Origin of the sequence: Clostridium sp. 001, from assembly GCF_019056555.1 — a bacterium.
Lineage (GTDB): Bacteria > Bacillota > Clostridia > Clostridiales > Clostridiaceae > Clostridium_B > Clostridium_B ragsdalei.
In genome coordinates this window covers 3,160,429-3,174,977 of sequence record NZ_CP020473.1, presented here as the reverse complement: position 1 = coordinate 3,174,977, position 14,549 = coordinate 3,160,429, and the positions used below count along the sequence as shown (strand labels likewise).

General features: G+C 30.6%; 13 protein-coding genes and 1 other annotated feature. All 13 genes read right to left on the bottom strand.

Annotation, left to right across the window (positions count from 1 at the left end):
- Positions 1-183: 183 nt before the first annotated feature.
- The gene (locus B5S50_RS14725) at positions 184-2,868 is read right to left on the bottom strand and encodes a penicillin-binding transpeptidase domain-containing protein (RefSeq protein ID WP_065078850.1); all 2,685 of its coding nucleotides are present in this window, start codon (positions 2,866-2,868) and stop codon (positions 184-186) included.
- A gap of 18 nt (positions 2,869-2,886) precedes the next feature.
- Positions 2,887-3,378 carry a rod shape-determining protein MreD gene (gene mreD / locus B5S50_RS14720; RefSeq protein ID WP_065078851.1) on the bottom strand — a complete coding sequence of 164 codons (492 nt, stop codon included), beginning with the start codon at positions 3,376-3,378 and terminating at the stop codon, positions 2,887-2,889.
- A gap of 12 nt (positions 3,379-3,390) precedes the next feature.
- Positions 3,391-4,254, bottom strand: coding sequence for a rod shape-determining protein MreC (mreC, locus tag B5S50_RS14715; RefSeq protein ID WP_065078852.1), 864 nt, complete (start codon positions 4,252-4,254; stop codon positions 3,391-3,393).
- 9 nt (positions 4,255-4,263) lie between these two features.
- Positions 4,264-5,274 carry a rod shape-determining protein gene (locus tag B5S50_RS14710; protein ID WP_065078853.1) on the bottom strand — a complete coding sequence of 337 codons (1,011 nt, stop codon included), beginning with the start codon at positions 5,272-5,274 and terminating at the stop codon, positions 4,264-4,266.
- Positions 5,275-5,288: 14 nt separating this feature from the next.
- The gene (radC, locus tag B5S50_RS14705; protein WP_065078854.1) at positions 5,289-5,981 is read right to left on the bottom strand and encodes a DNA repair protein RadC; all 693 of its coding nucleotides are present in this window, start codon (positions 5,979-5,981) and stop codon (positions 5,289-5,291) included.
- A 14-nt stretch (positions 5,982-5,995) separates the two neighbouring features.
- Positions 5,996-6,574, bottom strand: a complete 579-nt coding sequence (locus tag B5S50_RS14700) for a Maf-like protein (RefSeq protein WP_065078855.1) — start codon at positions 6,572-6,574, stop codon at positions 5,996-5,998.
- Positions 6,575-6,585: 11 nt separating this feature from the next.
- On the bottom strand, positions 6,586-6,846 hold the full coding sequence (locus B5S50_RS14695; RefSeq protein ID WP_063556554.1) for a DUF4321 domain-containing protein: 261 nt from the start codon (positions 6,844-6,846) through the stop codon (positions 6,586-6,588).
- 178 nt (positions 6,847-7,024) lie between these two features.
- Positions 7,025-7,747: a hypothetical protein gene (locus B5S50_RS14690; RefSeq protein ID WP_065078856.1), complete on the bottom strand. Its 723-nt coding sequence runs from the start codon at positions 7,745-7,747 to the stop codon at positions 7,025-7,027.
- A 72-nt stretch (positions 7,748-7,819) separates the two neighbouring features.
- Complete coding sequence (locus B5S50_RS14685; RefSeq protein WP_065078857.1) at positions 7,820-8,317, bottom strand: GNAT family N-acetyltransferase; 498 nt, start codon at positions 8,315-8,317, stop codon at positions 7,820-7,822.
- A gap of 168 nt (positions 8,318-8,485) precedes the next feature.
- Positions 8,486-9,385 carry a homoserine kinase gene (gene thrB / locus B5S50_RS14680; protein ID WP_065078858.1) on the bottom strand — a complete coding sequence of 300 codons (900 nt, stop codon included), beginning with the start codon at positions 9,383-9,385 and terminating at the stop codon, positions 8,486-8,488.
- A gap of 51 nt (positions 9,386-9,436) precedes the next feature.
- The gene (locus tag B5S50_RS14675) at positions 9,437-10,681 is read right to left on the bottom strand and encodes a homoserine dehydrogenase (protein ID WP_065078859.1); all 1,245 of its coding nucleotides are present in this window, start codon (positions 10,679-10,681) and stop codon (positions 9,437-9,439) included.
- Between the two features lie 103 nt (positions 10,682-10,784).
- Positions 10,785-11,069 (bottom strand) — a binding site (T-box leader).
- Positions 11,070-11,091: 22 nt separating this feature from the next.
- The gene (locus B5S50_RS14670) at positions 11,092-11,529 is read right to left on the bottom strand and encodes an ACT domain-containing protein (protein ID WP_217302187.1); all 438 of its coding nucleotides are present in this window, start codon (positions 11,527-11,529) and stop codon (positions 11,092-11,094) included.
- Between the two features lie 802 nt (positions 11,530-12,331).
- Positions 12,332-14,173 (bottom strand): APC family permease, encoded by a 1,842-nt coding sequence (locus tag B5S50_RS14665; RefSeq protein ID WP_065078860.1) that lies wholly within the window; start codon positions 14,171-14,173, stop codon positions 12,332-12,334.
- Positions 14,174-14,549: the final 376 nt, after the last annotated feature.

Below are 14,549 nucleotides of genomic sequence, written 5' to 3'. Positions count from 1 at the left end.
ATTAGCCTCCATAAGTCACCTCATATACTATTTCAACACCCTTTACGTAAATCCTTCCTAATTTCCAATTTTATTTTTTAATATAATACTTGTTCTTGAAATTCTTATTTAAGCTAAATTCTAATTAAAATTATTATCATATAAAATTTGCGAATAGCCCCTTCTATTCGCAAATTCTAGATTCTAATTACTGTTTTGTTGAGTATTTGTACTAGTAGATGTACTAGTAGTTATGCGTCCTGTTTCAGTAAAATATGATGAAAAAATATCTCTTGTTACAGTAGCTGCACCATATCCTCCTTGACCACCATCAAATAGAACTACACATACTGCTATTTCAGGTTTATCAAGAGGCGCAAATCCAACATATTCAGAATAGTCTGTTCTTCCTATTTGTTCCTGATTTCCTAAACTTGCAGTACCGGTTTTTCCTCCTGTAGATATAGGGAATCCATTAAATACCTGCGCTGCAGTACCTCCTTCATTAACTGATCCCATTCCAGCTTTAATGGCTTCTACAGTTTCTTGATTAATTCCAGTTTTCTGTATGACTTCCGGTTTAACCTGCTCAATAATTCCTCCATTAGAATTTAAATATTTGTCTACCAAATGTACTTTATATCTAGTTCCACCATTCACAAGAGTAGCAATATAATTTGCCATCTGAAGAGGAGTAAACTGGTTAAGTCCCTGTCCTATAGCAGCATTTTCTATATTAGCCGGTACCTTTAACTGAGCATTTGCATCTGAAACAGTTATGCTATATATGACATCAATCAAATCATCCATCTTCTCATCACTTATATCCTTTTTGTTATTAGGATCTTCCTTTACAAGTTCAGAAAATAATTCTTTATATTTTGCTTTATCAAAAGCACTCTTTCCATCTTTTACAGAATTCTTTATCAAAGTTTTGATATCATTTTTAATTTGCTTTACCTTGCTTGAATCACTGCTATTATCATATAGATTAACTGAAACTACCTTATGACCCTTATCATCCTGGCCATCTCTAAGATCAGCCATAGTTTGCCATAAATAAGTACTGGCATAGGTATTTTTATTTGATACTGTATTGTATACCTGCCCAAACTTTTCTGGAATCTCTATCCCAGTGGATGCTTTTACATCACTATTTACAGGAACGCCCAAACCAAACTTCCAGGCATATTTAGCAAGTCCATCGTCTCCAATAGCATCGCGAATGCGCTTACCTACAGTCATAAAATAAGGATTACTGGATACTTGTAGAGCCTTCGCCAAATCCACTACTCCTTTTGGACCATCCAATATAAACTTTACAATTTTTCCACCCTGATCAAACTGTCCCGTATCATCTACACAAAAGCCTGGATTTATTACTTGGCTTTCAAGACCTGCAATAGCAGTCATTGGCTTGAATGTAGAACCCGGAGGTATTAAAGATTGAGTAGCATAATTATAAAACGGTTTTGGATATATGTCATAAACATCTTGTCTTATAGTAGTGTTATTTTTTATACTTGTATCAAGTGGAAATAATGTATTTAGCACCTGATCTTCTGTCTCTCCTGGAAAATTTGAAGTTATATTTCTCTTTTCTATATATTCCTTCCCAAAAGCTCCTAAATCCGGATTGAAATATTGCCTATATAAATCTTGAGAAATCATTCCAGGAACTGCAAACATATTTGGATCATATCCTGGTCTGCTGGCCATGGCAAGTACAGCTCCCGTATTCACATCAAGTACCACTGCTGCCCCTCTAGTTGCATTGGTAGTATCAGATCTCTGCTGCCCGTAAGGATTAGATCTGAGACTTGCCATAGTAGTATCGAGTGCATCTTCTGCTGCTTTTTGAACTTTGGAATCCACTGTTAGCTGAACTGTTTGACCTGGGTAAGAGTCTCTTGTTCCTAATTCTTGAACTATTTTCCCATTTTTATTCAGCTTTACTATTTTTCCTCCCTTTGACCCTTTCAATCTATCTTCAAGTGCACCTTCTATACCTGACTGACCTACGTAATCACTACTTACATCGTAACCTTTTTCCTTGTATTTATCATAGTCAGAAGATATTTTAGATATATATCCTATAAAACTAGATCCTAATTCATTATTAGGATAATATCTTATAGGCTGGGTATCTACATCTATCCCAGGAAGTTCATTTGACATTTGTAAAAATTTAAAGGCAGTATCCTTCTTTATATTACTTGCAACTGTTACAGGTTTATACCCAGAATAACTCTGCATTTTTAAAGTATCCTTAATAATCATATATCTTCTCTGATCTTCCAAAGAATATGTACTACTTATTTTGTACTTGGCAATAAGTTTTTTGAAAGTATCCTCTGGAGTTATTTTTAGTAATTCTTTATTCACTAGACTCTTCAAATCATCCTCAGATATATTTTTATTTTTGCTTTTAATTTTCTTTTCTATTTCGTCATTTAATCCTCTATCCCTTTTAAACTTAATTTCAAGATTTTTTCTAGTTTGTTCATCATCACTTCTAAATTCAAACCTATAAGGATTTATCTTAAGTTCAAAATCATCCTTCTGACTTTCCCCACTCTCATCTAATATCTTAAATACTTTACTCATAGTAGGGAAGAAGGTCTTATCATTTTCATCCGTTTGATTGTATATGAGCACATAACTTTGGTTACTAGTAGCTAAAATATTACCATTCTTGTCCAAAATTTTTCCTCTTGGTGCCGCTTCCTGTATTTCTGTCAAAGATTTATTATTGGACTGCTCTTTATATTCCTGGCCCTTTACTACTTGAAGAAAGAGAAGTCTTCCAGTAATAGTTGCAAAAATAGCTACCATAATAACTGCTAGTACAGTATATCTTGTAATATTAGAATGCTTCTTCTCTTTCAAAAAATATCATCTCCACCTTTAAAATTTCCACTTAGCTTCCATATAATCTTTACTACAAAGATTATATATTGGCTTATACATAAAGATACACAAAATCATATCATAAATTCCTGTAAAAAATACATTTTTTATATTCACATACACTCCACATGAGTATAGAATACCCATTATTAACAAGCCCTTAAATAAGACAAGTAAAAAACAAGAAATGACAGGAATAAGTCTTCTTTTTCTAAATATACTATTTCCTACAATACCTGCAATTACACATACTATCATATTTGTAAACGAGTTTATTCCAAACCCATATGAAAAGTATATATCCTGAAGCAACCCTGCAAATACTCCAAGCCACATACCTTCCCACGTTCCATTTACAATAGAATAGCAAATTACAAATATTATAAGTAACCCTGGATAAAAACTCTTTACCGCAAAAAAAGGCATCAGTGAATTATCCAAAATAAATAGCAGAACTGATAATAGAACTAATACTAATAATTTTTTCATTTTACATCCACCCTAGTATTTTATATCCGTTTTGTCTTGAGGCACTACAATAAGTAGCTCCTGAAGCTTATCAAAATTCACATAAGGTTTTATCAAAGCATTTTTCATTACTTTTCCCTTATCATCCTCTACACTTATTACAGTTCCAATTCTTATTCCTCTAGGATATGAATTATTAATTCCTGATGTTAAGATAACATCTCCCTTTTTTATAGTAGATTCCTGTGGAAGATAATATAACTTTGCTAAAAATTGATTATTACTATCACTGTATCCTTTTACCATACCACTATTTGTCACATCATTTGCATCTGATGCAGCACCTTCAATAGTTCCACCTACTGCTAAATTTTCATTAGCCAGAGACTGTACTATAGACCAATTGCTTTCCACATGGACAACCTGTCCCACCAACCCATCTGCAGTAACTGCAACCATCTGCTTTTTTATACCGTCCTTACTGCCTCTATTTATTGCAAATTCATTTAAAATTCCATCACTACTTCTGCCTATTACGTCACAGCCTATATAATCATATTCCGATTTTTGGCTTTTAAAATTCAGCTCTTTTCTTAGCTGGGAATTATCATTTTTAAGTGAATTATATTCTACTAATTTATTTTTTAATGAACTATTTTCCTTCTTCAATTCTTCATTTTCACTTTTTACCCTAGAAAAGTTTATTATAAAACTCAGAGAATTTTTTATACTATTATTGACCTTGTATAATCCTCCTTGAAAAGAATTAAAAGTAACACCTATGCCATTTCTTACAATTGAGTTGCTATTACCCTTGATACTAAAAGAGATCAAAGCTAAAAAAATAATTGAAAGTACTATTATAGCTAATACAAGTTTATTTCTCAAAAATCTCATAATACGTCACTATTTTCTACTAGCTACTATTTTATCAATAGTATCAAGAGCTTTTCCAGCGCCTAGTGCAACACAATCAAGAGGTGCTTCAGCTATATGAACAGGCATATGTGTTTCTTGATTTATTAACTGATCCAATCCTCTAAGCATTGCTCCACCACCTGCAAGCATAATTCCTTTGTCCATTATATCTGATGCAAGTTCTGGTGGTGTCTTTTCAAGGGTAGTTTTTATAGCATCAATTATTGCTACTACAGGTTCCTTAAGAGCTTCTCTAATTTCACCTTCTGTTATATTTATAACCTTAGGTAACCCTGATATTAAGTCTCTTCCTCTTATCTCCATAGAATTTTCTTCGCCTATATCAAAAGCTGAACCTAATTCAATTTTTACATTTTCCGCAGTTCTTTCACCTATCATTAAATTGTATTCTTTCTTTATGTAGCCTATTATAGCCTGATCTAACTCATCACCAGCAATTCTTAAAGATTTGCTTGTAACAATTCCTCCAAGTGATATTATAGCTACTTCTGTAGTACCTCCACCTATATCTACAATCATACTTCCTGTTGGTTCATTTACTGGAAGTCCTGCACCAATAGCAGCTGCCATAGGTTCTTCCATTAAAAGCACGTCCCTTGCGCCTGCATGTTTTGTTGCCTCTTCTATTGCCCTTTTTTCAACTTCAGTAACTCCAGATGGAAAACATACAAATATCCTAGGGCTAGTAAATGCTGACTTAGGACTTACTTTTTCTATAAATTTTCTAAGCATAGTATGAGTAACATCAAAATCAGCAATAACACCATCTTTTAATGGTCTTATAGCCACAATATTACCAGGAGTTCTTCCTATCATTTCTTTTGCTTCATTACCTATTGCCATTACCTTCTTTACATCATTGTTTATAGCAACTACAGAAGGCTCTCTAAGTACTATTCCCTTTCCTTTAACATATATGAGTGTATTAGCTGTTCCTAAATCAATTCCCATGTCTCTTGACATTCCAAAAAATCCCATTTATATTACTCCTTTCAATATCCAAAAATTCCTTTTTGTTTTAAACTAACATATATTTCGTTTCCTATTATAAGATGATCTAATAGCTGTATGCCTAAAAGTTCACCGCATTCTTTTAATCTATGTGTTATATTTATATCCTCATTACTAGGTGATGGATCTCCTGAAGGATGGTTATGGCACACAATTATAGATGCACTATTTTTCTTTATAGCATAGTAAAATACTTCCCTTGGATGTACCAGCGCAGAATTTAAACTTCCTATAAATACATCTCTAATGCCTATAACTATATTTTTTGTATTCAACATAATAACTTTAAAATATTCCTGCTTCAATCCTTTCATTTCTTCCATGACAAGCATTGCTGCATCTCCTGGATCGCATATCTTATAATCATCACCATCCCTATAGGATTTGAATCTCTTTGCCAATTCCACCACAGCAAATATTTTAGCAGATTTTGCCTTTCCAATGCCCCTAATATTCATAAGATCTTCTAAATTAGAATTAAAAATTCCATTTAGTCCTCCATTGTCTTTTATAATCCTGCTACTTAAAGATATTATATTTTCTTTTTTTGTACCTGAACCAAGTATTATTGCCAAAAGTTCTGAATTAGAAAGAACTTCTGGTCCATATCTGAATAACCTCTCCCTAGGTCTTTCATTTTGTGGTAAATCCATAATTTTTACTAATTCATTCATTTAAAAACTCCTTATTATAGATTTAACCCCATCTCACTTAACATATTATACAACTTATTTAAAGGTAATCCTACTACATTATAATAACATCCATGGATTTCTCTTACAAAAATTCCTCCACGACCTTGAATGCCATAGGCACCTGCTTTATCTTTATATTCTTCTGTTTTTAAATACTCCTTTATGCGTTTATCGTCTATTTTAGAAAATATTACACGAGTACACACAAAGTCCTTAATTATTTTATTTGAAGATTTATCTATAATTGCTATGCCTGAATATACCTTATGCTCATTTCCGCTTAAGGACTTCAGCATATGAAAACCTTCGTCTATACTACCTGGTTTTCCAAGTATCTTTTCTTTAAAAAATACTATTGTATCACATCCTATTATTATAGAACTACTGTCTTTCAACTTTGAACACACATTTTTAGCCTTACCTTCAGCTAGCTCCATAACATAAGAACCACAATTTCCATCAAATTCAACAGAATTTTCATCAAAATCACTTACCATAACTTCAAAATTTCCTGTTAATCTCTTTAAAAGTTCCTTTCGCCTACTGGAAGCCGAAGCCAATACAATCTTCATGTCATCACTTCCTAATACCTTCTATATAGTATTATAGCCACAATTATACCAATTATAGTCATAATGTTTATACTAAACTTTACTCCTAAAGTCAATACTACAACCTTAAGATTTAATACAACTGGTTCGGTCATCCCCACAGAATAAGAATTTTTAAAAAAGTTTAGAAAACTAAAATTATTCCCAATAGCATCTCCTACAAGGCTTCCACATATAGCTCCTAAAATTATAAGAAACCATAAAAAGCTCTTACCTTTTTCAGCCCCTCTCACAAAAATCCCCTACCTTAATATTATATCTTATATAGTTTATCATTTAATAAAAGCATAAACAAGTACATATATTATTGTTCAAAAAAATTTTTTAATTAAACATAAAAATGACAAGTATTGGTGTAAATGTCCCCGTACTTGCCCTTATATTATAATCGATTATCTTAACAATATAGAATTAATTAGATTTCACTTTTTTTAATATATTAAATATATAAATATAATTTTCTTCAGCTTTATCCTTCGTTATTTCTTTAGGAAGTTTACTTACATATTCCGTTAAATCTTTTAAAACTAATTTATTATTGCCATCTTCCATTTTTTTACTCTTTAAAGAAGAACACCATTTTTTTAATTCATCTGTTTGTATAGATTTTACATCCTGTTCTGAAAGCTTATTTAGTATCTCTAAGTTTGCATTTATTATTTCCGCTATTTCAACATTACACAGATCATCCCTCTTTATTGTAAATGCCATTTTTGAATTGTCTACTTTTTGGTCTGTAAGAGATTTCATCATTTTCTCTCCAACATCCTCTTGAAACACGCCTAAAAATACCCTCGTCTTATCTGAATCCTGTACAGAAAAAGGAAATCCATATTTAGTTAACAAACTTTTTTCCTCTGCTGCGTTATTTTTATCTTTGTAAATTCCACCTTGTACAGCTATAAATTTAGTAGCTTTACCATCTACAGCGGAACTGCTCTTATTAGAAGTATTTTCAACTTTATTTTGAGATACAGTATTGGCCGCATTGTCATTTAAATTTCCTGATGTTCTAAATACCACTTTAAATATAAAAGTTCCCAATATAAATGCAGCCGCAAGTATTATACACGTAAAAAACACAAAAGGCTTAGTACTTTTCTCTCTTTTTAAATCATATCGCGTGTACTTCATTTTTTCACCCCTAATTTTATACTATTTCTATATATTAATATTAAGGGATAAAAAAATTATTACTGTTAATTATTAAATTTTTTTCATAATTATCATGTCCATGTGCTTTCCATATATGTCATAGAAATTCTTTACTATTCTAATAGCTTTATACCCAGCACTTTTCCAGATATTCATATTTTCAATTTCATTTTTAATTGTTCTAGCAAAAAATTCAGTCACATCATATTCTCTAGAAAAATACTCTATTATTTCTTTTATTAAGATGCCCCCTAAATTTGTATTTTTATATACTTCAGATAGATAAAAATACCATATCCAAAGTTCATTTTCATTTTTAAACTCAATTCTCCCCTTTAATATTCCTATTAAAATACTGCCCTTTTCTATTTTTAAAAAGAATTCACACTGACTTATATAGCTCTCCAAAAATCTCTCTCTTAGATCTTCTAAATTTGTTTCTCCCTCTAGAAAATCCTTCTTATTCATCAATTTTTGTATGGACACTAAGTCTTTTTCTTGCACATTAGAGATTTTTATATCTTTATATTCTATTTTAACATCCAGCATTGCTTCACCTCTTTTGTACATTTAATTTGATTTAACTCTATTAAAGGATTATACTTTTAAAATTCTACACAAATTTAAAAATTCCTTTATTTATTAAATCAATTGGCATAAAAACAACACTGAATTCTTAAATTACTAATTCCAATTAACTACATTACCATTAGTAGACTAATTTAAAACTCTAGCTCCCTGTAAATCTGGATCAAGTAAAATAACCTTCCAAGTATCTTCTAGTTCATTCAAGAAATTTTTCATGGAACTTACAAATTTCTCTGCATTTTTGTCTACTACTGCCATAAGTGTAGATCCTGAACCACTTATAAATTCTCCTATAGATCCTAAGTCTTTGGATTTTTTAAAAACATCATCAAAATTTCTTATCAAACCTTTTCTATAAGGTTGATGAATTTTATCTTCAAAACATATTCTAAGTTTGTCAAATTCATTGTTATAAAGAGCACTTATAAGCATAGCAGACCTAGACGTATTAAATATACAGTCCTCTTTTAAATAAGATTTAGGCAGAACTTCCCTAGAAAGAGCTGTGCTAACCTTAAAAGATGGTATCATAGCAACAAATTTTAATTTATCTGGCACATTTACCTTTGAATGTTTTATATCCTCGCCCACTTTTATAGATATTACCATTCCTCCAAGTGCTGCAGGTACAACATTATCAGGATGTCCCTCTATCTTTGTGGCCAAATCAATTATATCTTCCATATCCATTTTATTTTGCATAATTGCATTTGCAGCTGTTATGCCACCGACTATACAAGCAGAGCTACTTCCAAGCCCCCTTGACATAGGTATGTCACATTTAAGCACATTTATTTTAAATCCATTATAAGAATATCCTTGTTCATTCATAGCACTCACTATACTTTTGTATATAAGATTTTCCCTAAAATCCTCTTCTGACCTTAATCCACCATTATATATTTCAGTTTTTCCACTTATTTCTTCAACTTCAATTTCATTATATAATTTAAGTGCCATACCTAAAGTATCAAATCCCGGCCCCATATTTGCTGTAGTAGCCGGCACCCTAACCTTCACTTTAGTCATATCTAATATTCCTCCAATTTTGTAAATATTTTTGCTAAAACTCTATTCTCATTATTTATCCAAAACCAATAACTTCTTTACAAACTGTGCATGCTTTTCACTTTTTACTTTTTTAATATAATCGTCTATTAAATCTTCGTTATCTGCATTTACAAAAGCTACAACTTCTTTTTTATTTCCAGAAACACTATTAGATAAAATATAGCAACTTTTAAAGCTTGAAGATATACTTTCTATAATTTCTACTCTATTTTGTGTTTTAATTCTCAAAAGCCACTTACTTTTTAAATCCCAGCTCTTATTTATACTAGCCTTTTCACTACTAAAAGTAATAGTTTTTTCTCTTTTATTTTCAACTATATCTGCTATATCTGCAAAAACTGCACTAGCCGTAGGAAACATCCCTGCTCCTTTTCCTGAAAACATCACGTCCCCTACTGCATCTCCTTCCACTAAAATAGCATTGTATTCATTCTCAATTTTCCCCAGCATAGAATCTTGTTTTACCATAACTGGCATAACAGCTGCATATATATCATCTTCAGATATTTTGCTAATTCCAAGAAGTTTTATACTGCACTTTTTCATTTTGGCATATCTGAAATCATCGCTATCAATTTGTGTAATCCCCTCTATATTTATATCTTTCCACTCCACTCTTCTGTTATATGCAATAGTAGATAAAATTGAAAGTTTTCTAGCTGCATCATATCCTTTAACATCTGATTCCGGATTTGCTTCTGCAAAACCTAGTTCCTGGGCAAGTTTTAAAGCTTCTTCATAACTCATACCATTATGGCTCATTTTTGATAATATAAAATTTGTAGTACCATTTAATATAGATCTTATACTCTTTATTTCATTTCCCACAAGACATTCATTCATTGATTTCAGTATAGGTATTCCCCCTCCAACACTTGCCTCAAAATGAATGGTAACTCCATTTTTTTTAGCTAACTGCAAAAGCTCATATCCTCTTTCTGCCATCAAATCCTTATTAGCTGTAACTACATGTTTTTTCATATTTAAAGCTCTTTTTATATATTCATAAGATGGATTTAGCCCCCCCATAGCTTCCACTATGATATCCACCTTTTCATTGAATATATCCTCTATATTTTCTGTTAAAAGCCCCCTGTTTTTATTGTTTAAGTGTTTATCTACATTTCTAACCAAAATTTTTGATATTACTAGTTCCTCATCTAATTCATCTTTAAATTTATATCTATTTCTAGATATAAGTTCAGCTACTCCGCTTCCTACTACTCCATATCCAAGCATTGCTATATTTGCCATTTTACTTCCCCCTAATTATTTAATCTTATCAAGCTATTCCTAGGCTCAAATAAATTTACTTAAGTATTAAGTTACCTTCTAATGTTAAAAAAAAACTCTTCCCCACTGGGACGAGTTTTATCGCGTTTCCACCCAATTAACAGTGTAAATTTTTAGTTATTACTAAAATAACTAAACCCCATACAGCCTAGGATATTTATCCATTACTTAAAAGCCATTACTGTCTCTCAATATCCATAACGCAGACCTGCGGAAATACCTACTGTTAAATTTCAGTATACAACTCAAAGGTGGTTTTCAATAACATTAACTTAGGGAATATTACAGCCTATGAATCCCCTTCTCTAAAAGCAATGCATTATTTACTTTTCCTTTTCATTGTTTTTGCACATAATTAAAATAAACTTCATCTATTCCACTGCTACCAAACTTACACTTATAACGCTGTCTAACTTACCTATCTCTTCAACAAGTTCATTAATTTCTACTTCCAATTTAGAAGCATCAAAAGTTATAGATACAGCAGCAGCATTATTTATGGGTATATCCTGATTTAAAGTCAATATGTTGCCACTTCTCTGCGCTATTTTATCAAGTATATTTGATAGTGACCCAGTCTTATGAGCTAGTATAAGTCCAATAGTTACCTTGTGACTTGTTATACCTTCAGATAATGTAAACACTGAATCTTTGTATTTATAATAACTACTTCTACTTATACCTACTTTCTTTACACCTTCTGATATATCTTTTACACAACCAGTTCTCAAAAGTTCTTTTACCTTTACAACTTTGTCAAATACATCAGGAAGTATTTTAGTATCAATTATAAGAAATCTATTATTCATAAAACCCCGCCTTGTCCGCCAATCAAATACACATGTATGTTGTTGAAGTATATGAATTATAATATCATAATAAAAATAAATATTCAACAGTTTTTATAAAAATTTTTATCTCAAAATGCAAGTAATCCTTTACACACAAATTATATTTTAATTAAGAGTTAACTCAACTTTCGAACATATAAAATTTTTTAGTTAATAGTTAAGAATGAAGAATTAATAGTTAATGTGGATTTTTTTCGTTACACTAAAAAAATCTTTAATTTAAAAAGTGCTGTTGAAGCTTTGCTTTAACAGCACTACATTTTAGATTTTCTGAAGTGTTAACGTAAGAAAATCATCCATAACTATTAATTTTTAACCCTTAATTTTTAATTATATTTTGTCAATTATCTATAAAATATCCTTAAAAACCCTATACGAGTGATTCTAATTGAAATTTTAACTTATATATAAAATATACTAACAAAATAGAAATCACACTTAAAAACTTTTTTGTTAAATATAAGCAATCCTTTACACACAAACATTACAAAATCAGATATAAAGTTTTAACTAAAAAATAAACTTGTGCGTAGAAATATTTTACAATAAGCAAGTACATTTTAATATTTTGCATATAAGTCTTAGTGAAAAATTTGTAAAAAAACTTAGGATTTTTGAATTGCCTGAGGTACGAGTTTTCAAAAGTCCTTAGATTTTTGCAAATTTTCTACTTAGACTTATCAAAATATTTAACGTACTTGTGGTTGTAAAAATATTCGGAACACAAGTTTATTTTTCGTTTAAAAACTCTCTATTTCCTTTAATCTTCAAATATTATATATGGTACTGTAACTATAGCTATATTTCTTCTTCTCAAAAGCATGGTTTTAATAAATAATGCTGTTTGATTGTGAAGTATATTTCCCCACCATTTTGTAACTACAAATTGTGGGAGAACTACAGTAACTGTATCTTTAGATCCTGCTGAGTATTCTTCGGATTCTATGAATTTAACAAGAGGGCCCACAATACTTCTGTACGGTGATTTTTTTACTATTATAGGTATGTCCACATCATATTCATGCCATTTTTTCAAAAGCTTATTTGTAGCTTCATCGTCTACAGAAACGTGAAAAACTATTATATTTTTAGAAATTGTTCTTGCATAATTTAAAGCTTTCAAAAAAGATTTATTCAAAGTGTCTATAGGCACTATTACGTATCTCTTTTGTTCTGCAAAGTTTATTTCCTTAGGTTTTTCATCAATAGATAGTCTTAACTGTTCTGCTACTTTGGTATAATGTTTTTTTATAATCGCCATGAAATATACTATAGTTGGTATAAGTATAAAAACTATCCAAGCTCCACTTGTAAATTTTGTTATTCCAAGTAAAACAGCTGTAAATAAGGTTACAGAAGCACCTACACCATTTATAAAAGCTCTGTGAACCCACCCTTGTTTCCTTATTTTAACCCACCTTACAAGCATTCCAAACTGTGATAGTGTAAAAGATATAAAAACTCCCACAGCATAAAGAGGCATTAAATAGTGAGTTTCACCATTAAATAATACTACTAATAAACAAGATATAACTCCTAAAGTTATAATTCCATTAGAATATCCAAGTCTTTTTCCCCTTTTAGCAAACTGTCTTGGTGCAAAACCGTCCTTAGCTATATATGCTAACAACATTGGGAGTCCTGCAAAGGCTGTATTACTTGCCATAATAAGTATAATTGCAGTAGTTGCTTGAATTATATAAAATATAACATTGTTTCCAAATACCTGAGCTGCTATCTGAGCTACTACGGTTACATTAGAATTAGGAACTGAATGATACAATGTTGCCAGGTAAGATAAACCTAAAAATACTATAAATACAGTAAAAGAAAGAAGTCCTAATACTTTTTTAGCGTTTTTCTGACACGGTTCTTTAAAGTTAGGTATTCCATTACTTACCGCTTCAATACCTGTTAAGGCTGTACATCCTGAAGAAAAAGCCCTTAAAAATAAGAAGAGAGTTATATCTCCTGTAGCCTGAGGTATTTTATAAGCAGCTACTGGAGTATATCCAAAAATTTTAACCTTACATATTCCCCATATAATCATAACTAGTATAGATATAATAAACAAATATGTAGGTACGCCAAACATTTTAGAAGATTCTCTAAGTCCTCTAAGATTCCCTATAGTCATAAATAGTATTAGTAATAAAGTTATTTCAACTTTATATGGAAAAAGTGACGGAATTGCAGATGTTATTGCTGCTGTTCCTGCACAAGCACTAACTGCAACAGTAAGTATATACCCTATAGTAAGTGATGCACCTGCTACAAGTCCCGGGGTTGTACCTAGGTTGTCTTTGGCTACAATATATGATCCACCACCGCCTGGATAAGCATCTATAGTTTGTCTATAAGACATAGTAACTAAAAACATTAAAAGTACAATACACAATGTAGCATAAAACATATATTTATATGACATTATTCCAATTACAGGTATTAATACCCAAAGTATTTCCTCTCCTGCATAAGCCACTGAAGAAATAGCATCACTAGATAATATAGGTAGTCCCCAAAATACATTTAATTTTTCACTTTTTAATTCTTCAGTTTTTAAACTTTTTCCTATTAAAAGTTTTTCTAATTTAGATCCCATTTTTTTGCTCCTCTAAAAGTAAATTTTCTTTTAAGTTTAGTATGGAATGATTATATATTATAATTAACTTTTATCATAACCTTCTTTTGAATATTTAAAGCTTATTTTAAATTAAATTAGTCAACCTAAAGCTTAAAAATAGGTTATTTATCTATATTATTCATTAATTCTTCGATTTAATACGATTTTAGTATATTAGTAATTATTGACTATTAAAAATAATAATTATTTTTCACATATAATGTATTTATAATTCTAATTAACCAAGTAAAAACTATATTTATATGTGTTATATAAATATAGTTTTTACAATTACCCTATAATTGCACAATATTATTGCATTCTAAAATCAATATATCAAACTTTCAATATGTAC

Coding starts and splice junctions, on each gene's coding strand:
- B5S50_RS14690 (WP_065078856.1), bottom strand. CDS start 7,747: ATGAAGTACACGCGATATGATTTAAAAAGAGAGAAAAGTACTAAGCCT.
- thrB (WP_065078858.1), bottom strand. CDS start 9,385: ATGACTAAAGTGAAGGTTAGGGTGCCGGCTACTACAGCAAATATGGGG.
- mreC (WP_065078852.1), bottom strand. CDS start 4,254: ATGAGATTTTTGAGAAATAAACTTGTATTAGCTATAATAGTACTTTCA.
- B5S50_RS14685 (WP_065078857.1), bottom strand. CDS start 8,317: ATGCTGGATGTTAAAATAGAATATAAAGATATAAAAATCTCTAATGTG.
- B5S50_RS14700 (WP_065078855.1), bottom strand. CDS start 6,574: ATGAAGATTGTATTGGCTTCGGCTTCCAGTAGGCGAAAGGAACTTTTA.
- B5S50_RS14670 (WP_217302187.1), bottom strand. CDS start 11,529: ATGAATAATAGATTTCTTATAATTGATACTAAAATACTTCCTGATGTA.
- B5S50_RS14675 (WP_065078859.1), bottom strand. CDS start 10,681: ATGGCAAATATAGCAATGCTTGGATATGGAGTAGTAGGAAGCGGAGTA.
- B5S50_RS14710 (WP_065078853.1), bottom strand. CDS start 5,274: ATGGGATTTTTTGGAATGTCAAGAGACATGGGAATTGATTTAGGAACA.
- B5S50_RS14665 (WP_065078860.1), bottom strand. CDS start 14,173: ATGGGATCTAAATTAGAAAAACTTTTAATAGGAAAAAGTTTAAAAACT.
- radC (WP_065078854.1), bottom strand. CDS start 5,981: ATGAATGAATTAGTAAAAATTATGGATTTACCACAAAATGAAAGACCT.
- mreD (WP_065078851.1), bottom strand. CDS start 3,378: ATGAAAAAATTATTAGTATTAGTTCTATTATCAGTTCTGCTATTTATT.